At 36.2% G+C, this 23433-nt stretch carries 25 protein-coding genes; 10 read left to right on the top strand and 15 right to left on the bottom strand.

Annotation, left to right across the window (positions count from 1 at the left end; translation table 11 throughout):
• Positions 1–100: 100 nt before the first annotated feature.
• The 13 genes from M1F26_RS00815 to M1F26_RS00755 all read right to left on the bottom strand — a co-directional run bounded on the left by M1F26_RS00815 (position 101) and on the right by M1F26_RS00755 (position 13518).
• Complete coding sequence (locus tag M1F26_RS00815; protein ID WP_140171940.1) at positions 101–1207, bottom strand: EscU/YscU/HrcU family type III secretion system export apparatus switch protein; 1107 nt, start codon at positions 1205–1207, stop codon at positions 101–103.
• A 20-nt stretch (positions 1208–1227) separates the two neighbouring features.
• A complete protein-coding gene (gene sctT, locus M1F26_RS00810; RefSeq protein WP_140171939.1) occupies positions 1228–2022 on the bottom strand; it encodes a type III secretion system export apparatus subunit SctT in 795 nt (264 codons plus the stop codon).
• Positions 2019–2291: a type III secretion system export apparatus subunit SctS gene (gene sctS, locus M1F26_RS00805; protein ID WP_004262998.1), complete on the bottom strand. Its 273-nt coding sequence runs from the start codon at positions 2289–2291 to the stop codon at positions 2019–2021. The genes sctT and sctS overlap by 4 nt, the downstream gene beginning before the upstream one ends.
• Positions 2292–2304: 13 nt before the next feature.
• Positions 2305–2961 carry an EscR/YscR/HrcR family type III secretion system export apparatus protein gene (locus tag M1F26_RS00800; protein ID WP_180359511.1) on the bottom strand — a complete coding sequence of 219 codons (657 nt, stop codon included), beginning with the start codon at positions 2959–2961 and terminating at the stop codon, positions 2305–2307.
• Between the two features lie 10 nt (positions 2962–2971).
• Entirely contained in the window at positions 2972–3904 is a 933-nt protein-coding gene (locus M1F26_RS00795) for a FliM/FliN family flagellar motor switch protein (RefSeq protein WP_140171937.1), read from the bottom strand.
• Between the two features lie 2 nt (positions 3905–3906).
• Positions 3907–5646: a hypothetical protein gene (locus M1F26_RS00790; RefSeq protein WP_140171936.1), complete on the bottom strand. Its 1740-nt coding sequence runs from the start codon at positions 5644–5646 to the stop codon at positions 3907–3909.
• Positions 5618–6079, bottom strand: a complete 462-nt coding sequence (locus tag M1F26_RS00785; RefSeq protein ID WP_227528873.1) for a hypothetical protein — start codon at positions 6077–6079, stop codon at positions 5618–5620. Before M1F26_RS00785 ends, M1F26_RS00790 begins: the two co-directional genes overlap by 29 nt.
• A complete protein-coding gene (gene sctN, locus M1F26_RS00780) occupies positions 6073–7365 on the bottom strand; it encodes a type III secretion system ATPase SctN (RefSeq protein ID WP_140171935.1) in 1293 nt (430 codons plus the stop codon). The genes M1F26_RS00785 and sctN overlap by 7 nt, the downstream gene beginning before the upstream one ends.
• 6 nt (positions 7366–7371) lie before the next feature.
• Complete coding sequence (locus M1F26_RS00775) at positions 7372–7776, bottom strand: type III secretion system protein (RefSeq protein ID WP_140171934.1); 405 nt, start codon at positions 7774–7776, stop codon at positions 7372–7374.
• Positions 7777–7873: 97 nt separating this feature from the next.
• A complete protein-coding gene (locus M1F26_RS00770) occupies positions 7874–9940 on the bottom strand; it encodes an EscV/YscV/HrcV family type III secretion system export apparatus protein (RefSeq protein WP_140171933.1) in 2067 nt (688 codons plus the stop codon).
• A gap of 20 nt (positions 9941–9960) precedes the next feature.
• Complete coding sequence (gene sctW, locus M1F26_RS00765) at positions 9961–11055, bottom strand: type III secretion system gatekeeper subunit SctW (RefSeq protein ID WP_140171932.1); 1095 nt, start codon at positions 11053–11055, stop codon at positions 9961–9963.
• Entirely contained in the window at positions 11046–12749 is a 1704-nt protein-coding gene (gene sctC, locus M1F26_RS00760; protein ID WP_140171931.1) for a type III secretion system outer membrane ring subunit SctC, read from the bottom strand. Before sctC ends, sctW begins: the two co-directional genes overlap by 10 nt.
• Entirely contained in the window at positions 12739–13518 is a 780-nt protein-coding gene (locus tag M1F26_RS00755; RefSeq protein WP_140171930.1) for a helix-turn-helix domain-containing protein, read from the bottom strand. The genes sctC and M1F26_RS00755 overlap by 11 nt, the downstream gene beginning before the upstream one ends.
• 227 nt (positions 13519–13745) lie before the next feature.
• Between M1F26_RS00755 and M1F26_RS00750 the strand changes: the two genes are divergently transcribed.
• The 9 genes from M1F26_RS00750 (at position 13746) to M1F26_RS00710 (ending at position 19271) form a co-directional block, all read left to right on the top strand.
• Positions 13746–14954 (top strand): PrgH/EprH family type III secretion apparatus protein, encoded by a 1209-nt coding sequence (locus tag M1F26_RS00750; protein WP_140171929.1) that lies wholly within the window; start codon positions 13746–13748, stop codon positions 14952–14954.
• 47 nt (positions 14955–15001) lie between these two features.
• Positions 15002–15319, top strand: a complete 318-nt coding sequence (locus tag M1F26_RS00745) for an EscF/YscF/HrpA family type III secretion system needle major subunit (protein WP_140171928.1) — start codon at positions 15002–15004, stop codon at positions 15317–15319.
• Between the two features lie 52 nt (positions 15320–15371).
• Positions 15372–15668, top strand: a complete 297-nt coding sequence (sctI, locus tag M1F26_RS00740) for a type III secretion system inner rod subunit SctI (RefSeq protein ID WP_140171927.1) — start codon at positions 15372–15374, stop codon at positions 15666–15668.
• 3 nt (positions 15669–15671) lie between these two features.
• Positions 15672–16421: a type III secretion system inner membrane ring lipoprotein SctJ gene (gene sctJ, locus M1F26_RS00735; RefSeq protein WP_140171926.1), complete on the top strand. Its 750-nt coding sequence runs from the start codon at positions 15672–15674 to the stop codon at positions 16419–16421.
• Positions 16405–16962 carry a hypothetical protein gene (locus tag M1F26_RS00730; RefSeq protein ID WP_140171925.1) on the top strand — a complete coding sequence of 186 codons (558 nt, stop codon included), beginning with the start codon at positions 16405–16407 and terminating at the stop codon, positions 16960–16962. Before sctJ ends, M1F26_RS00730 begins: the two co-directional genes overlap by 17 nt.
• Positions 16934–17584 carry a hypothetical protein gene (locus M1F26_RS00725; RefSeq protein ID WP_140171924.1) on the top strand — a complete coding sequence of 217 codons (651 nt, stop codon included), beginning with the start codon at positions 16934–16936 and terminating at the stop codon, positions 17582–17584. Before M1F26_RS00730 ends, M1F26_RS00725 begins: the two co-directional genes overlap by 29 nt.
• On the top strand, positions 17574–18053 hold the full coding sequence (locus M1F26_RS00720; RefSeq protein ID WP_140171923.1) for a hypothetical protein: 480 nt from the start codon (positions 17574–17576) through the stop codon (positions 18051–18053). Before M1F26_RS00725 ends, M1F26_RS00720 begins: the two co-directional genes overlap by 11 nt.
• A 316-nt stretch (positions 18054–18369) precedes the next feature.
• A complete protein-coding gene (locus tag M1F26_RS00715; protein ID WP_140172026.1) occupies positions 18370–18798 on the top strand; it encodes a winged helix-turn-helix domain-containing protein in 429 nt (142 codons plus the stop codon).
• A 26-nt stretch (positions 18799–18824) separates the two neighbouring features.
• Entirely contained in the window at positions 18825–19271 is a 447-nt protein-coding gene (locus tag M1F26_RS00710; RefSeq protein WP_004263072.1) for a YbaY family lipoprotein, read from the top strand.
• 117 nt (positions 19272–19388) lie between these two features.
• Here M1F26_RS00710 and M1F26_RS00705 read toward each other — a convergent pair whose 3' ends face one another.
• A complete protein-coding gene (locus tag M1F26_RS00705) occupies positions 19389–19850 on the bottom strand; it encodes a MarR family winged helix-turn-helix transcriptional regulator (protein WP_140171922.1) in 462 nt (153 codons plus the stop codon).
• Between the two features lie 108 nt (positions 19851–19958).
• On the opposite strand from M1F26_RS00705, the gene M1F26_RS00700 reads away from it, so the two are divergent.
• A complete protein-coding gene (locus M1F26_RS00700) occupies positions 19959–21779 on the top strand; it encodes an FUSC family protein (RefSeq protein ID WP_140171921.1) in 1821 nt (606 codons plus the stop codon).
• 50 nt (positions 21780–21829) lie between these two features.
• On the opposite strand, the gene norR is transcribed toward M1F26_RS00700, so the two are convergent.
• Entirely contained in the window at positions 21830–23344 is a 1515-nt protein-coding gene (norR, locus tag M1F26_RS00695; RefSeq protein WP_140171920.1) for a nitric oxide reductase transcriptional regulator NorR, read from the bottom strand.
• Positions 23345–23433: the final 89 nt, after the last annotated feature.

Below are 23433 nucleotides of genomic sequence, written 5' to 3'. Positions count from 1 at the left end.
ATTATTGATATGCAATGCATAACATATACTTTATGCTTGCATCATAATTAACCGATTTAGTTCTTTCTTTAAAAAAACGATTTAAGTAATAAATAAATTATTAATTAAATTCGCTATTATTTTTCAAATATGCCTCTTTCTCTGATATTTTTTCTAATGCTTTATCAACATCAATTCCCATTTTGACTAATTCGATGCGAACTAACCATGATATTATTTGCATAACATCTTCTAATCCTTTTTCATCAATAAAACTATCCGTTTTATATGACCTCCATATTTGCCTCGCTAGGGCTATATCTCTAATAACTGGAACACCTTGTTGTTCAGCATATTTGACAATTGCTTTCGCTTGCGAACCTTTATTTTTAGAGAACAAAAAAGGTAATGCCGCAATATCCGAGTCATAATAAATAAGTAGTGCTATATGCGTTGGGTTTGCCATTACAAATGTTGAATTACGAACATTTGACTTCACTTCTTCCGACAGTAATTCCTGATAAAGTCCTCGACGTGCACTCTTAATATGAGGATCACCTTCATTATCTTTATATTCCTTTTTGACCTCTTGCTTTTCCATTTTTAGGTTTTTAATATACAAAAAGAATTCAGCTATTGCGTCAATCAATATAATAATAAGAGCGACCGCAAGAAAAACGACAATAAATGTTACGCACAAGCTGACCCATTGGCTAATCAACCCATTAATCATTGTTCGGTAGAGCATAAAAATATCTTTGCGCCAAACCACAAAAAAGACTACTGTTGATACAATAAAAACAATTAAATACAAAATAGCCTTAACTAACTCTTTCAATGAGTTCAATGAAAATATTTTTTTAAACCCCGCAATTGGGTTTAACTTAGTAAAATCAAGTTTTATTGCTTCACTTGCTAATCTAAATCGACTTTGTAATAAAGAAACAACCATGCCAGATAAAAAACAAGCAAATAGAACAGGTAAAACAATACTTAAAAATATCGTAAAGAATTGCCAAATTAGAGCATCAGTTCTTATATCTGTCGGAGATAACAATATTTTACGCATTAACCCGCCCAGTTCATATAAACTAGATAGGCCTTCAATAACAAATGCACTTACGACTAATACGATTGCCGCAACACTATCTTTACTCTTAAAACTTTGCCCTTTTTTAGCTGAATCTCTAATTTTTTTATCGGTAGGTTTTTCTGTTTTTTCAGCCATATTTATTTATATCTATAAAATCAAGAAAAAAGGAATATATCTCGTAATGGTGAACTCGAAATCATGTTAACTAATATCTCTGGGACTTCATTATGGAAATAAAGTAAAAATACACAGAACGCGATGATCGACTTTATTGCTAAAGATAATGAAAATGCATTTAATTGAGGGCAAAATCGGGAATATAGCCCTAAAGCAACCTCTGTTATAAATAATGTCACTAATATTGGTGCAGTTAAAACAACCCCATTGACAACCATTTTATTTAACCATTCCCCTAAGGGAAGGCTATTAAATGAAGTAAATCCATGGGCAAAAGGTAATAACTGATAACTCTGTGCAAATAGATTAGCAAGTTGATACATACCATTTTGTGCTAAAAAAACCATACATATAATATGGCTTAATAATACTGCGAGTTCGGAAGCTTCAGTTCCGCTCGCAGGGTCAATAATGCTACTAATCGTCTCACCACGCTGCGCATCAATTAATTCGCCAATCACATTGGCTATCATAAAGGGCAACGCTAATATCAATGCTAATACGAGCCCAATCGAGATTTCATAAATAAATACATCAACAAAGCTAATTTCCTCCCATTGTATTTTATAGGAAGAAAAAAAAGGCCATAAACCTAATGCAATATAAGCCACCACACAGTTTTTAATGATCGCGCCATTAAGTAACTTGTTACTTAAAAAAGGTAATAAAAACATTACTGGTGCAATTCTCAACCAAGCTAACGCTATTTTTATCAATCCTTCTTGAAAGATAAAATAGAGCGAGGACATCAGCGATAGTATTTCCTGATTCATCCAAACAGCCCGATAGCAGGGATAGCAGCGCTTAAGGTTTCTAATGCGAAATTCATTACCTTATCGGATAACCAACCAGAGATCATAAAAAGTGAGCCAAAAACAGCTAATAATTTAATACCAAAAGGTAATGTTTGCTCTTGAAGTTGCGTGACAGTTTGTAGTAACCCTACCAATAATCCTACCGCAGTAGCCACTATTACTGGTATTGCAGATAATATAACGATTAATAGCATCGTTTTATTACTTAAATAAACGATTTGATCCATAGTATCATTCGCTTTAATGCTGTGCTAATTCAATGTATTGCATCACTAACCCCTTAGAGATCAGTGACCAGCCATCAATTGCAACAAATAGAATTAATTTAACTGGAATCGAAATTGTTACTGGGCTCATCATCATCATACCCAGTGCCAATAAAATGCTGGAAATAACTAAATCAACTACAACAAAAGGTAAATAGATATAAAAACCAATTTCAAAAGCTGATTTTATTTCACTTAATGCATAAGCAGGTAATAAAGAAAATAATGTAGCTTCGCCTTCATCAGCGGTCACTTCTTCTTCACTTCGACCTTGTTGTATTGATTCAAAGAACGTCACTAACTGTGGATCTGAATATTTTTTCAAATACGATTTATATCCCCCTAGCCCATTCTCAACAAAATTATCGATTGATTCGACATTACTAAAATCAACCTGTTCTTGTCGCATATGATTATTCACATCCTGTAAAACTGGCATCATAACGAAAATAGAAAGCAGCAATGCAATACCATTTAATACCATGGTAGAAGGAACTTGTTGAACGCCCATCGCGTTACGTACCATAATTAATACAATTGATATTTTTAAATAGCAGGTGCCCGCAGCAATAATGAATGGCAATAATGTCGAGAATGCGATAATAGCTAATAATGGGATCCCATCAGGTATCGTTGGCATATTAAACTCTTTTATCACCCAAACTGACAACATGTGTGATTTCCAAACCTAACTCATCACTATTGCCAATATAAATAAGCTCCCCTTCTGCAATAAGTTGCTTATTAGCATAGACTTTAACTTCACGTTCTTTATTTTCACCAATAGAATAAATATAACCGGGCTCCATTTTTGAAAGCTCATCGACCGTAATATCACTATGACCTAAAACAAAGGTTAATTTAATATTCATTTCTTTTACATTAAAGGGGCGTACAATTTCTTGCATTTCATCTTCTTCAGGAAATACGAATTCCTCTTCACTCTCTGGCGCCACTAATTCTTCAATCGTAAGTAGTCCTTCATCTTGCTTTTGAAATCGAGCTAATACCTGTCCTGCCACAGACATATTTAACTGTAATTGTTGGATACTCAGCACATCACGTAATTCTATAGTTTGCAAAAGTTTGGCACTAATATAGCTATACCCTAATATCCAATCCGCTCGCAGTTTTAAATGGTCGAATATCTGATTAGTTCCCTGCTTTTTTTCGAGGCTTTCTATTGGTTCTGCTAATAATACTTCCCCGAGGCTAGCTTCTTTAACAATTAGCCATGGCTGGTAATTAATACGCATATCATCAACTATCTCTACAGATTCACAACGGAAATTCTGGGAGAAAAATGTAATTCCAATATATTCAGAAGCAAACAATTCACATAGCTGATTGTTTGATAATGAACTCCATGCATAATGAACCAGTTTAGGCCAACGATAATGACACCAACTTTCAACAACAACTAATGCATTTATTTTCTGTGTTTCACTCACTAGTGATAACTGAAAATAACCAATACTGCGGTTAGCTGGCTTTATTTGTGTATTAACTGAATAACATTGCTGCCAAATTTTCAGTTGTTTTTCTTGAGAGCTGATCCGTCGAATCTTCAACATAATTAATCTTCTTCTTGCTGCTGGTCATGCTGCTGTCGGTTTCGATGCTGTTGGCGCTCACCTTCACGTCGAATATGCACACTCGTTTCATGATTCAATAAATGTTTATTCTCATTTAATGCCAATTGAACTTCTGGGCTCGCTGTTGAGGCAACAAACTCTCCTTTAGAGGCCAATTCAAAAGTCACTGATGGGCTACTTTGCCACTGGCTAAAAGTATAAGTGAAACTACGTTCCGCAGTTTTCAGCTGTTGGTTTTCACCTAAAAGTGGGTTGTTTTCCACTAGCTCTGGCATTTTGTGCATCTCTGGCTTTTGCTGTGTAGCTTGTAGAGGCACAGACGGCCGCATAACCTCATTAGTAGTCGTTGCTATCATATTGCTAGGTGGGCTCATATCTTCTGCAGGTGAGATTTGTGCAGAAATTGTCATCTCTTGTACTTTATCAGGGAAATTATTCGTCTCATTTTCAGATAATGAAATGCTTTTATTATCATATAGATAAGAAGTTTTCAGTGAGATAGCTGGCTGTGTAGGTGGCTCATTTTTTGTAAAAGCAAGTTCAAGCTGCTCAACAACATGATGATGGGTATTTTCTTTAATACCTTGATTAGTGCCCTGTTGGTCATGCAAATGATGGGTAGCTAACTGCATTCCCAAAAGAGAAGGGGAATTTCTTAGTGAGTCATCTTTTGCTAGGTTATTTTTTCGGGGATATGTATTTAACAAAATGGTATCGAGTGAATCAATTTGTCGAATATTAACTGGCTTGGATTGTTCTCCAACTATTTTCCGTTGGATAGCGGGCTCAAGCTCTGCTTTGACTAAAGATCTAATGTACTGTTTCCCCGTTTTAACCTCTGGTTTTAACTCTTTTGATGTCGGTTCTAAAGTACTCCTAAGCGCTAAATTTGCCAGTGGACTTCCCATCTTGAGCTGATTCTTCTCACTTAATTGAGGTTTATTTTCCCCGTATGGGACTAAATTATCGTTAGCTTTCCCCCTTGCTCGCTGTGGGATATTCGGTAGTGGATAGCCAACCATCATAGTGTTAAACAAAGGAATCTCATCTTCGTCAGCAATATTTTGTTCAACTGGAATATTCGATGCCACCGACAGGTTATTATCAACAACTGGTTTATTTAATATATCGACTAGGTCAACAACAGGTAGACTAGTAATAAGATTAATATTTTCGTGATTATCCTCGACTAATTCAGGGACGGTTTCGACTTTCCCAGTAGTCGTCAAATCAGCCAATAGATTCATATCTGGCTGATTATCCACCATCAATTTATTCGTAATATTAACCTGATGAGTCTTTGGTAAGTTATCCTGAAAATGATGAACAACAGGTATACAACTTTCCGTAAATATATAATTATTTATTAGTGGTTCAATCGCTTTGGCCTTTAATTCTTTATTTTCCCCGGCTATTTGGGTACCTTCACCAATATATACATTTTCTTTCCATGTAATAAACCCCTTCGCTAAGTCGCTCAATTGCGATATTTGTTGCATAAAAGAAGGAGCGGTAGGTAGAAAAGCAGATATATCCTTTGGCTGACTTTGCTTTTTATAACCGAATAGGTTCAGCATTTTTTCATCGTTTACTATTTTCACCATTTTTTTTGTTATATATTTCTGGCTAAATTCAGCGGTGTTATATTCTGATGATATTGCCTCCCCCTCGATAACTGCATGAGCTACTTTTTCATTTGAATTCGCTTTTATTACTAACATGTACGAATAACTCCTCAATTTCATTTTGTTGCTGCAGCTCTGATTTTAATCTTCTTTCTATACGTTGCTGCTTGAGATAATTTCGGAATTTCTCGCACTTATTACGTAATACAAATACTCGTTTAGCAACTTCAGACTGCCGTGTTTTATTTTTTGATATTTCAACTATTAAGGTTTCTATTTGAAATTCAAATTGAGCTATTTCCGCAAGGACTGCCGCTTTTAAGCGCTGTCTTTCCCAAAAAGCATTTCTGCTTAATTCTTCTGACTTTTCATAAGATGCGGTTTGTGTTGCCAGAACTGAAATACGCTGGCGAATATCCATACATTGCTGTTTTTGTTGTTTTATGATTGAACTTAATTGCGATTGTTCTTGTAATGTCCGATCAAAGCGTCGCTCCGTTAATGCCAATAAATTAGAAATCATTAACATGTCAATTCGTTAAGAATGCTTAACATATTGTCGAAACTCATCGGCTCATCCATGGCTTGTTTTAAGAAAGCTTCAATTTGTTCTTTTTTATCTAAAGCTCGGTCATTTTCATGACTTTCACCGCGTTGATATTCACCGAGCTCTAAGTAAAGCTGAATTTGTTCAAGCCTTGAAAGCATATCGCGCAAATCAATTGCACACTGGCGATGCACTGGAGTCGTCACCTTTTGGAAGACGCGGCTAATACTGTGTAAGATATCAATCGCTGGATAATGCCCACGTCCCGCTAATTTATGACTTAAATAAATATGGCCATCCAGAATTGAGCGGATTTCATCACCAATTGGGTCTGCTTCCTCTTCGCTTTCTAATAACACCGTATAAAAAGCGGTAATGGAGCCATGTTTAAGTTGCCCTGGACGTTCTAGCAACATTGGAAGCTGTTCAAAAACAGAAGCAGGATAACCGCGCCTAGCCGGTAATTCTCCTGTGGCTAAAGCCACATCTCGCAACGCTCGTGCATATCGAGTCATAGAATCAACGTACAGCAGTACATTACGACCACAGTCACGAAAATATTCAGCAATCGTAGTTGCAAGCAACGCGGCATTACACCGCTCAATCGGTGGACTGTCTGAAGTTGCATAAATTAATATCGTCTGTGTCGCATGAGGCGACTCTTTCAACTCCTCAATAAATTCAATAACCTCTCGGCCTCGCTCACCAATTAGTGCAACGACATGAATATCCGCATGAGCGTGGCTTATGATCATGTTCATTAATGAAGTTTTACCACTACCTGCGGCGGCAAAAATACCAATACGCTGCCCTAAGCCACATGTCAGTAAGCTATCAATCGCACGTACCCCAGTTACCATCGGCTCAGAAACAGGACGCCTTTGTGTCACGCTCACTGGAGGGCTATCAATACGTAATAATTTTGTATTGAGCAAAGTTGGCTCAGCAAAGTTTTCACTCAACTCACCAACCTGTTCTCCTGCCGCATTAAAAATTTTACCCGCTAAGTGCTCACCGACTTCAAATACAAACGGGTAGCCACTTGGGCGAATAACCACTTCTCGGGTTAAACCTTGTGTGCGACCTATTAAACTCAATACCGTGAGTCCTTCTTTAAATCCAACAACCTGCGCTTTCGCAATTATGTCGGGCTGTGTAAGAGAACGTTCAATAAAACAAATTTCACCAATAAAAACACCGTGTAAAGGTGCTTCAATTAGGCATCCATGAATGCGCGCAGGATGCGCGCAGAAATCGAATAACTTCATAATGGATTACGATAATTGAGCACTAAGCTCATTTGCACGCTCAAAGAATTCTTCAAAACTATCTGCAAATAGTTGCATATCATTTAAAGCTGATTCTTTTAAAACGGCGGAAAGAACATAAGTATCATCCACAAGATTCAATGCTGGTTGCCCTGGATAAAAATTATTCGGTGGGTATTCTAATAATGTTTTTAATAAAGGTGCACTAATTAAATCTAAATGACTGTAATTGCACTCTGCTAATTGACACCAAATAATAATATCATCCGTTGATAAATCGATATTAATCGCAGAAAACTCATTCATTTCCAATTGAATATTAGAGTGACAATCTAGCTGAGAGTTAACTAGGTCGCTACGTCCCATAGTCTTTAAAAATTCATTAAGTATTTCTATAAATCTATATTTCATCGAGTAATCCTTATATTTTGAACATATTTTAATTATTCAACATATTTAGTTATATTGAATTCAGTCGCTTTATTTGTTAATAAAGGCAATTTTTTGATTATATGGTTTTAACCACATTGACCTTGACCATTTCTGAAACCTCATTAAAAGAAAGAACTTCAAGTTCAGGGAAACGGCCTTCCAAGATTTTTTTGACAAAACGACGAACATCAATAGGCACTAAAACATTTACATCTCTAACTGATAGGTAACTATTTTCTAAAGCAAGTTCTGCTGCCTGTATCAACTCATTGGTTTTTTCAGGCTCCAGATGTAAATATACTCCACCAGATGATTGCCTGATCCCTTGGCGTATTGTGTCCTCTATCTCTGAATTGATCATCAAGACATTCAAGCGCCCATTGACAGCAAAACGCGAAGAGATATAGCGTGCCATTGAGGTCCTAACATGCTCAACTAACATTAAACTGTCTTTCTCTTTTGGTATCCACTGCACTAAAGTTTCAATAATCAATTTCATATTACGAACTGAAATTTTTTCCATTAATAAACGTTGAAAAACTTCGGTCACTTTTTGTACTGTAGTATGTCGATAACACTCCTTTAATAACTCAGGGTATTTACTTTCAAGGTCATCAAGTAAATTTTTTGTTTCTTGAATACCGAAAAATTCATTAATGAATCGCAGTAATAAGGTACTGACACAATCAATTGCTTCTGTCACATCATCGCGAGCCATTAAACCTAGTTGCTCAATATTAGATAAATCCTGTTGTTCAAACCACGTACTTACTGAACCATATTCATCCGTAAACTTTGTTAATGTCATACCAAGATATTCAGGTTCGTCATTCATAGTCAGTAAGCGATACCCATTAAAATAGATATCATATTCCCCTGCTTTAATTTCATTAATTAATACCACTATTTTATTTTCAGGGATAATAGGTGAGTAGTTAATAGCAATATCAGGTATCCTGTATCCATAACGAATAAAAATATCTTTTTTCATTCTAGATAAAAATTTGTTATTCTCTAAATGTTTTTTATATTTTTGATTAACAGATAGAATAATCGGCAATGTTTCTGGAATGTATTCATCTTCAATATCACCATTTTCTCTTTGAGTTTCGCCTTCCATCACATCTGAATTAATGATTTCAGCTTCACCCTTAACCGTTTTTTGCTTATTCTTTTCCTTTTTGAAATATCTGATAGCAAATAATCCAATAAGTAGCCCTGATAACAGTAAAAATACAATAGTTGGAAAACCAGGTAGAAACCCCATCGAAAGTACAATAAATGCCGTAATTAAAATCGTAAAGTCATTAGCAAATAACTCCGAAACAATATTTTCACCTAAATTCTTATCATTACCACCTACTCGAGTGACAATAAAACCAGCACTGATAGAAATGAGTAGCGCTGGTATTTGGGCAACTAAACCATCACCAATAGTTAATAAAGAAAACGTATTTAATGCAGTTGAAACATCCATTCCTTGCTGAGCAGTACCAACAGATATCCCACCAATTAAATTAACAAAAATGATGATAATACCCGCGATCGCATCCCCTTTAATGAATTTCATCGCACCATCAAAAGAACCAAATAACTGGCTCTCTTTTTCAAGGTCACCACGTTTCTTTTTAACTGCAGCTTCATCAATCACACCCGCACGTAAATCAGCATCGATACTCATTTGTTTACCTGGCATCGCATCAAGAGAAAAGCGTGCAGCCACTTCAGCAATACGTTCAGAACCTTTAGTGATCACAATAAACTGTACAATAGTGACTATCGCAAATACCACCATACCAACGACAAGGTTATCTTGAATAACAAATTCACCAAACGTCGCGATAATATCCCCTGCATCTGCTTCTAATAAAATTAGGCGGCTGGTACTAATTGATAAAGCAAGCCGAAATAACGTACTAATTAGCAAGATAGATGGAAATGACTGAAAATTCAGCACCCGAGTGATATAAAAAGAGCTCATAAAAATGAGTACTGAGATCATAATATTTAAGCCGATCAATAAATCGACTAATATTGTGGGTAATGGAATAATCAACATAGCAATAACCATCACCATGATAATTAATACCATTAGCTCTGGACGATTACGGATCTGTAGCAAAAATCCGGTTATATTTTTCATGGAATAATTTTCCTATCACACTATGGCTTACGGTGTAGTATTTGCTCCTGTACCTTTATTTGGTCCATGAGTATTTTTAGTTGTTCAATACATTGTTCTCTTATTTCGGCTGACTTAAATACCCCGGTAGGAATAACTGTAAAAGCCAGCAATAAGAGCTGTAAAAATCTGCCATGCATATCCGAAGTCATAATTTTTAATTCTTCAGAAATAAAAGTTATAACTGCTGTCTCAAACCCAACTTGGCTACGAATACCATGGGTAAATAGTTGACTCAGTTCTTTTGCAATTTTTGATTTATTTGAGTTTTCATTAAGTCGAAAAAAGCCAGACTGAAAGAATTGCTGGCAAAATACATAATCTAATGATTGCAATTCTCGTAGCCGGCCTACACGGCTAAAAAAACGGCCAAATGCACTGATATTTAAGTCACCTAGTGGTAACGTTTGTAAATCACAAGCAAGCGCCCGACCAAGATAACGCATTATATTTTCACGTTCTTGGATTTCCATTGCCTCAACCCATTGTTCATATAAATAGACAACCGGCCCGTCATAGCAGATAAATTCACGATACAATGTACGCAAGTTTCCAGCACTAGAATGTAATTTTTTTGCAAATGCCTTTGCAATGAGTGCAACATTAATCCCCGCTTGAGCACTCCGTTTAGTGTCTTCTGCTTGCAGCAATTCCACCAAAGCTTCAAGATTGTCAATTTGCTCTTTTTTTAATTTTTTCCGATTAATTAATGCTGCAAGAAGCATTAATAAGTCGCTAGGGTCAGTAAAAAATTGTAATAAAAATGCTCGTAACTGTTTCGGAGTCATTAACTGCTTGTTTAGTAATCCTTCTATATGTAGCACTTTATCATCCGCATCTTTATCTAAGATGCGTTCAGAAAATTGCATCCATTCTTCTTCATCACCCTTTTTAGAACTTCCTCGGCGTACATGACTTGCCGCCAACATCGACATCGATGCATATTCACTAGAGCTATCAATAACACCTGCGCCACGAGCCACTTCATCAGAGTCGTCACTACTTACAGGTACACGGCTTTTATTTTGAGTATTAACGGAAAAGCGTGTATTAAAGCTCAGTGGTGTTATTGCCATGATTCACTCATGTATTGTTGAAGAAATTGAACCGTACCGTGCAACTGACTATCATGGTTGGTGATCCGTGTTTTTTCGGAAAATTGTCGCCCATCCCACCCTTCATTTTCATCCAATAAACGCGGTTGGATTAAAAATAAACGCACCATCTTTTGTTGATTAGTAGATGAGTGGCTAAATAACCCACCCACATAAGGAAGATCGCCTAAAAAAGGAATTTTGCTTTCATTTTCAACATATTGTTCACGCGTATAACCACCAATAAGTAAACTGCTGTCTTTTGCAATACGCGCAACGGTGTTAATACTGGTTCGGTTAACGGCTGGTAGGCCTTCTACACTGGATGTTTTCCCCATGCTATCGCGATTTTCTGCACCATCTTCAATACTGACTTCCATTTCAACGTTATTACCCGCGGAAATACGTGGCATCACACTCACCATGGTGCCATAAGTGACTTGTTCGAGAGTTGCAATGCGCTCGCCTTGTAATTTGGCGTAAAAACTGGTGTTGTTATCAAATAAAGCAGGAATGTTTTCTTGGGTTAATAGCACTGGACGAGAAACAATGTGCCCGTTCCCTTTCTTATTCAATGCATCAATCTGCAATAGGAATTGCTGACTATTCGATAATGTACTTCGATTAAATGATACTGACCCCTTTCCCGTATTAAATGTGCCAACCTCCCAATTCACTCCTAAATTATCTAACTCAGAACGGGTAATATCGATAATCCATAATGACAACTCCACTTGGCGACGACGCATATCCAATGTATTCACTAGCTGGCGAACATAACGGATTTGCTCTTGGCTTCCTTTAACAATCAAGCTATTACTATCAGGATATGCCACCAAAGAAAAAGAACGGTTAGAGGACTTTTTTGTTACCTGCTGAAGTTTATTCGCTGCAGGCAATGAGTCACCAATTGGCGCATCCATTAATTCATCTATTGAGTCACCTGTTGAATTAATTGCTACCGATGGAGGCTGGATAGTGAGTATTTCATCCATTTCAGCGCCATTTTTGAATAAATTATTAATGACATTCAGCAGGCCAGGGATCGTAATATTTTGCCCGCGTAATGAATAGCTTCTATCGGTTACTGAGGCGTGCTTTAACGGAATAACCGCAACTTCACCGCTGGATAATTCCTCTTTTCTAATTTGTTCTGCAAGATATAAAGAAGCTGCTTTAATTAATTCAATATAGAGAGGTGGCCCAGAGACAAATAATAGCCTTTCTCCCTCTTGTGAACGCACAGGAAAGCGTGAGTCATAAATGCCATTTCGTTGAATATAATTCAGCAGTTGATTGCTACTGACATTATTCGTTGGAATAATTGCGCTACGCATTTCACTGTTATCATAAACATAAATACTTGCACCATCGTCATACCACACTAGCGCAATTCGTCGGGCTAATGCTTTAAACATTTCATCTGCATTGGCCAAATTAAAATTACCGGTTACCTTTTTTTGCGCGGCTAATTTACTAAGAATAATCGGTTTATTTAGGCGCTCAGCAACCGCATCAAACACCTTACCTACCGCAATATTATTTGCGACAAATGTATCGTGGTTTTTTGACTGCGTAACGGGTTCCGCAACAATAAATTCTGCTTGTGCCGAATAGAAATTCATACTCAGTAAAAATAGTGTCACCCCTAACACTCGATTTTTTTTACTGCTCATATAATGTCGCTCCAATGTGCCTAATTTCTGATGGTGTTAGGCCTAACTCTTTTTTAATATCATTCGTAAAATGAGAGGCTGAGCAATAACCTGCTTCCAACCCGACATCTAATATTGAATCGTCACTTTCAATTAGTTGCAGAATGGCATTAGCCATACGAACGCTCATAATTTTTCGCTTTGCTGTTTTATTAAAGTTTTCTCGATAAAGCTGCCTAAAATAAGAAGCTGATATACCATAACGCGCACATAACTGATTAATGTTGGCATTCTTATCATCTTGAGCGGAAGTAAGAATAAATCGCATCATACCGTAGGCTTCATATCGCCTTAATATTTCACACCAGCTATCAAATATAGGATGATTTCTAATAATTAAATCAATCACTACATTTTTAATCGAAACGGTTGGTAGAAACTCTTCAGGTAATTCAATAAATTCTTCTTGACTATTTTCATCAACTTTTGGTTTCTCTTTTTTAGCGAGAAATGCTTGCCCTGTCGCAGTGTCAATAACTGCTAAAATTTCAACTAATTCTGATAAATCCATTGAATATAAATGCCAATCTGATTTATCTATCGGCACCCATTCATTCTCTTGGCAGATAAATATAGATTGATTTTCAATTGAAATATTCAAATTTGAATATAGAGATTTATAAAAAAAAGGCGTCGCATTCTTATTAGGTATAGCCAAGACCAATTTATCCTGTAAAGAAAATCGACAGCCTCTACTTTCTAATAATGTAACAATATCTTTGTTTGACATTATATAGACCTTATTAACGTAATTTAGTGTAGACAGAATGAGCAATAGATGAAAAAGGCTCAAGGGAATACTCGGGAATCAATCGTACTTTCCATTACACATTAAAGGTATAAATGAATAAGAACAATTCAGCTGACAAAAAAAATATTTCTTGTTTTACTTGTAACCCATAACGAGCCCCAATAAATCCATAATTAAAACAAGATTAATTCCATGAGATTATTTTTATGAGTAATACAAATAGCCGAACATGCATAATAAAAATTGCTAGCGGACCAATGACTGGGCAAGAGTTAATGGTTAATACAGATAATAATCTTATTATCATTGGTGACGGCTTAGATTACAAAACTGACATCAATGATGATGGGTTTACAACTTACCAGATCCCTAGTGATGGTATTGCCTGTGAGTTTTCTATTGTTACAGCGAATCAATATACTGAAAGTGGTTTAGCAATTCAACTAAATGATAGTGGACTAAGTACTGAAATTCCTATCGTTCTTCAACAATTACTTTTGGCTGATATATTTCCTATCGCAATAAAAATGCAAGATACTGATTGGCAAAGCGCCCAAACGTTTGAGGACGCATTGAGCTCGGAAATGGAAAATCCATTACCTGCCTTTAAATCTAAAATAAAAAAGTCAACCAAGGAAAAACCAAGTATTTTTAATAAACAAACTATGCGGGTCTTTTTCTTTACTTTATTTTCAATATTTATTACTTACGTTACTTTCCAGTATATTCCAGAACAAAGTGCTGAAACAAAAGTAAAAACACTAGAGCACATACTTCAAGGTAGCCACTACCCAATTACTGTAACTCAAAGTGAAAATAACGAAAGCCTCATTTTAGTTAAAACACAAAGAGACGCCGACTGGAGTATGCAGCGCCTAGTCAAAGCTAAATATAATGAAAAATTTTCAATTAAAATAATAAATAAATTCGAAAAGGAAATTGAAAGTAAGATTATTGACGTATTTCCAGACACATTAAAGATAGAGCTTAGCAACCCATGTAACCCAAAAATAACAGCGATAGATGAAAAAACATCCATTAATGTAAACAATAAAATAGACAAAATATTATCTAGCTATTTCAGTTGTTATATTAAGAGTGAAATAAAACAAGTTAATCTTGGTGAATTATTACAAAAAGCAGAGTTAGGATTAACAGAAAGTAATGTTCAATGGCGTAAAATCACTAAAGATAATAAAGTCATATTTATAATAAAAGACAGTTTAAATGACGACCAAACAGCATCGTTGATTAAATTCACAAATTCATTTTACAAACAATGGGGAGAAAACCACATTCAATTTTCTATTTCCCTTACGAATAATACGCTTGTAGGAAAATCATTTGTCACCAATGCAAATGGTTATATTTTATTAGGTAATAATCATTGGTTTTTTAATTCAATCAGTTTTTAACTTAACAAACATTTAACTAATATGGTTTAAAATAACGAGGAAACAAAATGGCAAACTCAAATACAGATGTTATATCAGGTTTAGAAAATGGTCGTTGGGGCAGCTCTAAATTAGAAACCGAGGGAACAGATAAAAATGATCTGGGTATGATCTATCGTACCTCTGCAAGTATTAGTGCTAAAGCTAAACAATTTGGCGATGAATTAAACACCTTACTTGCTAGCTCCAATTTAGAAGTCGATAACCCACTTGTGTTGGCAAAAATCACCGCCATGAGCGGTAATTATAATATGGCGCGCCAATTACAAAGTAACTATATGAAATCCATTAAAGATACTGACCAAGCCATTATCCGTAACGTTTAATTTCAAAGAGCATTGTTTAATATAATGCTCTGTTTTATTTAGGAAATCACTTATGTTAGATATTACACCGCATTTACTACCTACGGCTCCAACAGAGACAACATCAGTTCTCTCACCATCTCTTCCGATTGAAGACAAGGTCAAAAAGCTATTTGCTGAATACACTGCAACTACCAGCCAAGAAAGAGAGTATTTAACTGAGAAGGTCAATAATATTGACCCAAGTAACCCAACCCAATTACTGCAATTTCAAAATCGTGTCGGCAATTACAGCCTGACAATGAATATGATTAGCACATTGACACATAAAAGCGTCTCTGCAATTGATGCCGTCTTAAAAGCACAGTAAACCATGAATATTTTAAAGAAATTTATCTTGATTGGATTTATTAGCTTCTTAGCGGGCTGTGATAACCAATTGTTACTCAGCCATCTAAGCCAAAGGCAAAGTAATGAAGTGTTGGCCATACTGCAAGAACATGGTGTTGAGGCTACGCGTAAACAAGATAATAAAAACGGGGATTCCATTCGTGTTCAACCTAGTGATTTTGTTATCGCGGTAGATTTATTGCGCCAATATAACTTACCATCAAAAGAGCCAATAGAAATTATTCAAGCATTCCCTGGAGATTCTTTGGTGGCATCACCACAAGCAGAACGTACCCGTTTACTTTCTTTAATCGAACAACGGCTTGAACAATCACTGCTCACCATCCCCGACATTATTAATGCTCGAGTGCATGTCAGCTACCCATTAAATGGCAATAATCCGACCAAGCAAATACAAAATGTGTCTAGCTTAGTTACTTATTCCGGAAGTGAAGATCCTCAGATGATGATGCATAAAATTAAACTGTTTCTAACGAACAGTTTTGCTGAAGCAAATTACGATAATGTCTCAGTCGTCGTCGTCAACCGGCCACCATTACAATACCAAATTAAATCTGAACCAGAATATACATTTAATCCAATTATAATCAGCTCAATTATCGCTGCGATTATCATTCTATTTGCTATTTTACTATTACTATGGCGCCAGCTAAGTAACAAAAAACCAGCAACTCATCTGATGGAGAAACCTGTTGATGGTAACGCTGACTAACCTACTAATTGAACAAGGAAATATTTTACTCGCGCCAGGTTGCTATTTCCATAGTGAATTTAATGGGGTCGGATATAACGACTTTCCACCTTTACTGCAACGTAAACACAATCAGCAATTGATTCATCAATACGCATTACCTTTACCTAATGAGAAAACCCCCTTATTGCCCAAAGTATTATCTGAACATTGGGCTTTACTACCGGAGGTAGCATTAGGCTTAGGGGTCCTGTTACACGCTGAACCACTCCCTTGGTGGGTTGAACTTTCCAAATACCGTGTATTACATACACGCTTAAGCCGTCCACTTTGGCAGTCAGAAAATCAACCCACGACGTCACCACAGGTACTAACTGCCCTTGGAGCACAACAGTTATTAATGTGTTTAGCTCCCTTTGGCACCACTTACACCCTTCGGGCAAAATATATGTTCAGTCTTGAAACTCAGCAACTTATACCGTCATCCGTAAAAACCATGCTACCTTGGAATACTATTGAAGAAACATGTCGATATGTCAGAGAAAACACCCCCAAATGTTAAACAGACGATGTCTGAAAAAGTTTTGATCAAATACCAAGCATTGAGTGCCGATAGATACCACACAATTATCACTCAACAAGCTCAAAAAAAGGCGAGTGAGCTATACAAACAAGCAAAACAACAGCAAGAAGTTATCTACCAAACCGCTTATCAACAAGGCTATAACGATGGAATTAAACAATTATTAACTGATTTTATTCATGCGGTAGAAACCAGTGAAATTCAATACCAAGAAAATATCAGTCAAAGCAAAGAACAGCTGATGAAAATATTGAATGACATTTTTGGTGATAACCATCTACAAGAGACGGTTGCAACCTATTTTGAGAGGCAATGTGCAAAAACAACCAATACAACATTACACTTACCTGAAAAAATGCAAACTCGTATTACGATAGGTGGTTCTGATATGAAGTTTTCAACCATGGCTGATAATACAATTGCCTTAGAGGTCGATAATAAAATTACCTACTTTTCCCCTGTCATTGCCTCTAAAAATATTTTTCCTCATGTATTTTCTGTTCCGACACAATGCCAAATTTTAAAAATGTATAAAAATGCCTATCAAAACTTGATAACAACAATAAATTCAATACCGGAAGAACACAAATATGCAGACTAATCTACAAACTAAGGTTATCAATCCTCAATATAATGGTTCTCAAATTCATACAGAAAATATTCAAAGTAAAATGACCTCAATATGGCAGGAGAAAAATATGGAGACCACAAATAAGTATCAATACAGAGAAAAAATAGATTTATCCCCTATAGAAAAAAATAAAGTTAACAACTTTATTGATGAGCTTAAATCAAAGGGAGATGACAAAATATTCTTTTCTCATGTATTTAAAACTATGATCGCATTGGGTAAAGATGAAAAACAAAACTTTATCGCCGGAGTTAGCCAAGCATTACAATCATCAAATGACCCAGAGCTAGTATCACTAAATAAAAAATTTAATCGCTCACTCAACCATTATATGTCGATCAGTTTAATGAGCCCCCCTCTTAACAACCAACTTCGTCATAATATGACTAATATTGATTTGGAGGGTAACGGCGATGAGGATGAGGAACTAGTAATCTAACATTAATTTTTCTATCTCTCTCATCTTGTATCTATAATCCCTCGACTAATATTTATAGGTTTAGTGTATTTTTTTAATATCCTAAGCCTATTTATTTAGCAAAATATAAAAAATATAAAAAATATAAATAAAAATTGATATATACAACCTCTGAATATCGTTTAAATTCACTTCATCAAAACACATTGGCTCAATATCAAAAAGCGATTTTATATTTTAAATATCTTATTTACCCTCGTTTTTTGTATTGAAATATATTCATAAATGATCAGGACAGATATAAATTATGACCGATTTATCAACAGTACAAAACCTTATGGATAACATTGACTATAATGAAAAAGAATCAATGATCCTCTTATCTGGAGACGTCGTGTATGACCCACTAAAACGTACACTTTCCCATGAAAAAAATGTCGTTAACCTTTCCGAAAATGAATCATGTCTGCTTAAATTATTATTAATAAAAACAAATAGTAAAAGAGAAGTTATGTATGAAATTTGGGAAAAAAGAGGCACTATCGTAACTGAAAGTAGTTATTACAAGCTAGTCAGGCAATTACGACAATCCTTTAAAAAAGTCGATCTCGATGAAAATTTAATTATGACCTTACCTCGAATTGGTATTTTATATACAGGAGAGAAATCAGAAATGCCAACACTCTCAAAATATGACACAAAAAAAAGCCTTTACACCTATATACGATATTTTCTGCAGAGAATGTTTATTCGTTCATCACTATAACCAGATTTCATCAAAGAGAAAATTTAATGCTAAATATTAACCCAAATTTTTCAAAGAAATACTTTTTTTTATTATTTATACTTTTTATAACCTTCATGCTATCTGCTTGTAATAGTACTTTAATGAGTTATTTTACTCATACTCCCGCTTATAATATTAATGGTAATATTTATTCCCACTCTTATGATATTCCCGAAAATTCCACAATTACACTGTCATTGACCTCAATACAACAAAATGAAAACAACGCAAAGTCTAATCTGGATTACAGTTTAAAAACAAAAAGTGCAGGACGTAGTATCGCATTTACAGTCGCTCTTCCTGAAGAATTTCAATCCAAACGGTATACCTTAGGAATGAGTGCAAGAATTGAAAAAGATGGAGAACTAATCATGATGAGTAATAAACTAAGCCCAATACCTGAGAATATGTCTGAAGTAGTATTACTTCCTATGACCGCTATTTCGCAATAACAACGTTCATTTCGCCAAAATAAATTTAAAGAATTCTCCTCTTCTTAATGAAGAATGACATAACCCGCTCTCAAACCAGCCCTAAATACATAACATTGCTAGGTTGGTTATTGAGCCTCACCCATTTGGTTTTTCTAATAAACTCGGAAAATCTGCCGCCGAGCTTTCAATAGCTCGTTTCGCTAAGCTTTCTAGTGCACTAAATAGCTGATCAGCCTCTTGTTCTGGCAAATCCGCCGCTAAATAATCATTCCATTTATCTAGTTTAAAATTTAACTCATTCACAATCGTTTTGCCGAGCGCTGTCAACGAAACATGGTAAACCCGTTTATCGACGAAGCTATTCGTTTTGGCAACCCAGCCCTTAGCTAAAAATTTGCTCACACCTCGAGTCGTCACTGATTTATCCACAACCATCGCTTTCGTAATCTGCTCTAGGGTTGATGCATCATATTGATGAATATGTAAAATCATCAAACACTCAATTGCATTGAGACCATAAGGCTCTCCCATCCATTTCATATAATGGTGAGCTGCTCGGCTAATCACTCCAAATACTCGAGCCTGTTCTGTACGCATAATCCCTCTTTAGTTGATTTTATCAACCAATTAGTTGATAATTACACGGCTTTTAGTTGATATTATCAACTAAATACCTTTTTAACACCCCAAATTTACTCATATTCTATGTCAAAAATAATAACTTTACTGAATTCATTGGGATTCAACCCAGCACGCTTTCGTTTTGCCGCCATTACCGCTTGTGCATCAATTGCTGCGCTCTTTATTGCTCAATATTTAGAGTTAGTTCACCCCCAATGGGCAGCCATGACCGTCTGGGCTTCAGCGCAACCTTGGCGCGAAAATTTACTGGAAAAAAGTTGGTGGCGTTTTGCTGGAACAGTTTGTGGTGTGCTTGCCGGTGTCGTCTTAATTCAGCTTCACCTTATTCACCCGTTACTTTTCATTATTGGGCTAGCGAGTTGGTTAGGCATTTGCAGTGGTATCGGCCAATTACAAAAGGGCTTTGTCGCTTATGGCACATTTTTAGCAGGTTACTCCGCCGTGATGGTGAGTATGTTGAGCGTTCATATTACTGATAGCTTATTTATAGTCGCTTGGGATCGGCTATGGACCATTTTGGTTGGCGTGCTTTCAGCTGTAGTATTCAATTTCCTTTTTACCCCTAAGCGTGAACAAGATAATATCATTACCCTTAAAAATCAAATTGATACACTATTCTTCCAAATGCTACATGACTCACTTGAGAAAAAGCACCCAATTAAGCAACACGATATCGACTATCTTTGGCAAACCATGGCTAGCTATGACGAAATTTTAGAGACTCATCGTATTGGCTGGCGTTATCACCGCAAACAAGTTGCTAAAGCGCGTCAAAAACTCATGTTTCAAAGCCAAATATTATTACACTTAGATAAATATCAATCTATTGCACCTTTTTATTTTCCTGCACTAGAGCCAACTGAGACTCAATGGAAACATATTTTATCATTATGCCCCGCTGGAGTACTGAAAACACTATTGATCCCACTTTACTATGCTATTTTTGGTAAATCAGCGAAACACTTTGAAAAAGTGGATAAACAGAAGCTTCATCAAGATAAAATTTCAGCGTGGCACGCCTTTGCTCGTTCTTTTATGACTATCGCTGCAGTTGGTTTGTTATGGTTGTGGACACAGTGGCAAGTACTGGCTTATCTTACTCTCGGTCTTTCAGTGATGTTGGCTCTATTCGCATCCCTCGATTACCCCGCTAGGTTTATGAAAAATATTTTTACTGGGCAATTGTTTGGCGCTATTACAGCGTTAATCTGCACATGGTACTTATGGCCTTTTGCCTCTTCATCATGGCAGATGACCTTTTTCATTATTCCAGTAATTATTAGTGGCGTTATCATTTTTTCCCATAACCGCCTAATTTTAATTGCTTTTGATTACATTATGGTTTCTTTAATTTTGCTCCAACCGAGCTATCCTTTTTCTCTTTCACTCCCTCAAAGTATCGGTAATGCCATTGCGATAGTTTCAGGCCCATTAGTTGCAATGGCTGCTTTCGCATGGATTTATCCAACCAACCCGACCAAGCGTTACCAGCAATTAATCTATCTCTCTGAGCAGCAATTTAAACAAGGAGTAACGGCTCTAATTCAGGGCAATAAGCCTTCCACATCCCAATTCATGCACCGTTTATTTAGTGGATTATTGCTAGCAAAAAAAGCAAATCTTCCTCACCCGCCTATATTTGATTTTTTTATAACTCGACAAAGTATTTGGTTGTATCTACTTATTTTGCATAAGCAATTTGCGCACCACGCATCAAAGAAAAGAGCCCTTATTGCGCTTGAAAAACGCATTCAACAAAATCGCTTTGACTTAAAGGAAATTTCCACACTATTTCAGCATTTACAGCGTAACGAAAATGATAATAAAGAACTTGAACAGCTTAAGAAATATGTAAAACACTATATGGAAAAAGAATATTGCTAATAATAAAATAAGTTCTTATAAGTACCCCGACTAAAACAGGCATTAATACTTTATTTCAGACCTAGTCGTTTAGCTAATCGATGTAAATTAGCGATATCGACAGTCAATTCTCTGGCACATGCAGACCAATTATAATGGCTTTGTTCTAATACTTGTGAAATGACTTTACGCTGAAAATCATCCGTTATCTCACGTAAATTTTTAGTTAGTGGTAAGACTTTCTGTGATGTTTCTGTAAACTCATACTTATTATTATCAAAGGTAAAATATTGAGGCTGTAAGATAATTTCATCAGTATCACTTGAAGCTCGAGCAAGAACAACGGCACGATGAATCGCATGTTCCAATTCACGTACATTACCTGGCCATGAATAATTGAGTAAATACCGTTGTAATGAAGGACTCAGTACCACACTGGATAAGCCAAAACGCTGACGATATTGTTCACAGAAGAACCCCGCTAATAAAATAATATCTTCGCCACGTTCCTTTAATGGGGGAACAAATAGCGGAAATACACTTAAACGATGAAATAAATCGGCCCTAAACCGACCTTCTAACACTTCTTCGCGTAGATCACGGTTAGTTGCCGCCAATATACGAACATTAACGCGTAAACTACGGTCATCACCAACACGTTGAATATCGCCATATTGCAATACTCGCAGTAATTTAGCCTGTAACGCTAATGAAAGCTCCCCTATTTCATCTAAAAATAAGGTACCATTATCCGCCATTTCGAATTTACCACTACGGTGGCTAATTGCCCCAGTAAAGGCACCTTTAACATGACCGAATAATTCACTTTCCGCCACACTCTCAGGCAGTGCAGCACAGTTTAAATAAATAAGAGGGTGATCTGCTCGAAGGGATTTTTCATGGATAGATTTAACGACTAGCTCTTTTCCTGTTCCCGTTTCTCCGCCGACCAGAACATTTAATTCAGACGCGGCAACAATATCAATTTCCTTTTTTAATTGTTGCATACGAAGAGATAAACCAATAATCTCGGTTTCTCCAGAAGGTTTAAATAGTATGGGTTTATTCGGTAATATATTTTGCTTTTCAAGCTGTTCAATAAGTAATGCATTATTTAGTGCTCCCGCAGCTAACGCGGCAATTAACCTCAGTGACTCATTGCTAAATGCATCGAATTGATCAGGTTCCATACCATCTAATGTTAATGCACCAATAAGATTTTGCCCCGCATACAAGGGTAAGCCGACACAAGCATGAACTTTTAGGTGTTGATGATGAGGAATTAACCCATCATATGGGTCAGGGAGCTGGCTATCAGCAGGAAAACGCACTACATCACCGGCTCTTGCAATTGCTTCTAGCCGAGGGTGCCCTGACAAAAAGAATCGACGACCTAAAACATCAGCCATTAACCCATCGATTGCTAAAGGAATAAATTGGCCTGATTCATAACGTAATAACGCACATGCATCACACCTTAATGATTGCCTTAACGTGGTAATCAAACGCTGAAATCGATCTGAATGCTCCATACCACTTTGTAATTCGATTGCAATCTTTGCCAGTGCCTCGACAGAAAAATCCATGATTCATTCCCCATTGTCAATTTGACAACAATTATAGTCATAATGACAACACTTAGCATAGTCATTTTGACTATAAACTAAAACAAATT

This window comes from Providencia sp. PROV048, from assembly GCF_033688165.1.
Lineage (GTDB): Bacteria > Pseudomonadota > Gammaproteobacteria > Enterobacterales > Enterobacteriaceae > Providencia > Providencia hangzhouensis.
Note: the sequence above shows the minus strand (reverse complement) of the source record. Positions and strands in the feature narration are given on the sequence as shown.

Coding starts and splice junctions, on each gene's coding strand:
- M1F26_RS00775 (WP_140171934.1), bottom strand. CDS start 7,776: ATGAAATATAGATTTATAGAAATACTTAATGAATTTTTAAAGACTATG.
- M1F26_RS00750 (WP_140171929.1), top strand. CDS start 13,746: ATGAGTAATACAAATAGCCGAACATGCATAATAAAAATTGCTAGCGGA.
- M1F26_RS00785 (WP_227528873.1), bottom strand. CDS start 6,079: ATGTTAATGATTTCTAATTTATTGGCATTAACGGAGCGACGCTTTGAT.
- M1F26_RS00730 (WP_140171925.1), top strand. CDS start 16,405: ATGGTAACGCTGACTAACCTACTAATTGAACAAGGAAATATTTTACTC.
- M1F26_RS00720 (WP_140171923.1), top strand. CDS start 17,574: ATGCAGACTAATCTACAAACTAAGGTTATCAATCCTCAATATAATGGT.
- sctW (WP_140171932.1), bottom strand. CDS start 11,055: ATGGCAATAACACCACTGAGCTTTAATACACGCTTTTCCGTTAATACT.
- sctS (WP_004262998.1), bottom strand. CDS start 2,291: ATGGATCAAATCGTTTATTTAAGTAATAAAACGATGCTATTAATCGTT.
- M1F26_RS00770 (WP_140171933.1), bottom strand. CDS start 9,940: ATGAAAAATATAACCGGATTTTTGCTACAGATCCGTAATCGTCCAGAG.
- sctC (WP_140171931.1), bottom strand. CDS start 12,749: ATGAGCAGTAAAAAAAATCGAGTGTTAGGGGTGACACTATTTTTACTG.
- M1F26_RS00755 (WP_140171930.1), bottom strand. CDS start 13,518: ATGTCAAACAAAGATATTGTTACATTATTAGAAAGTAGAGGCTGTCGA.
- M1F26_RS00705 (WP_140171922.1), bottom strand. CDS start 19,850: ATGCGTACAGAACAGGCTCGAGTATTTGGAGTGATTAGCCGAGCAGCT.
- M1F26_RS00790 (WP_140171936.1), bottom strand. CDS start 5,646: ATGTTAGTAATAAAAGCGAATTCAAATGAAAAAGTAGCTCATGCAGTT.
- M1F26_RS00745 (WP_140171928.1), top strand. CDS start 15,002: ATGGCAAACTCAAATACAGATGTTATATCAGGTTTAGAAAATGGTCGT.
- M1F26_RS00725 (WP_140171924.1), top strand. CDS start 16,934: ATGTCAGAGAAAACACCCCCAAATGTTAAACAGACGATGTCTGAAAAA.
- M1F26_RS00815 (WP_140171940.1), bottom strand. CDS start 1,207: ATGGCTGAAAAAACAGAAAAACCTACCGATAAAAAAATTAGAGATTCA.
- M1F26_RS00715 (WP_140172026.1), top strand. CDS start 18,370: ATGGATAACATTGACTATAATGAAAAAGAATCAATGATCCTCTTATCT.
- sctI (WP_140171927.1), top strand. CDS start 15,372: ATGTTAGATATTACACCGCATTTACTACCTACGGCTCCAACAGAGACA.
- norR (WP_140171920.1), bottom strand. CDS start 23,344: ATGGATTTTTCTGTCGAGGCACTGGCAAAGATTGCAATCGAATTACAA.
- sctJ (WP_140171926.1), top strand. CDS start 15,672: ATGAATATTTTAAAGAAATTTATCTTGATTGGATTTATTAGCTTCTTA.
- sctT (WP_140171939.1), bottom strand. CDS start 2,022: ATGAATCAGGAAATACTATCGCTGATGTCCTCGCTCTATTTTATCTTT.
- M1F26_RS00795 (WP_140171937.1), bottom strand. CDS start 3,904: ATGTTGAAGATTCGACGGATCAGCTCTCAAGAAAAACAACTGAAAATT.
- M1F26_RS00700 (WP_140171921.1), top strand. CDS start 19,959: ATGTCAAAAATAATAACTTTACTGAATTCATTGGGATTCAACCCAGCA.
- sctN (WP_140171935.1), bottom strand. CDS start 7,365: ATGAAGTTATTCGATTTCTGCGCGCATCCTGCGCGCATTCATGGATGC.
- M1F26_RS00710 (WP_004263072.1), top strand. CDS start 18,825: ATGCTAAATATTAACCCAAATTTTTCAAAGAAATACTTTTTTTTATTA.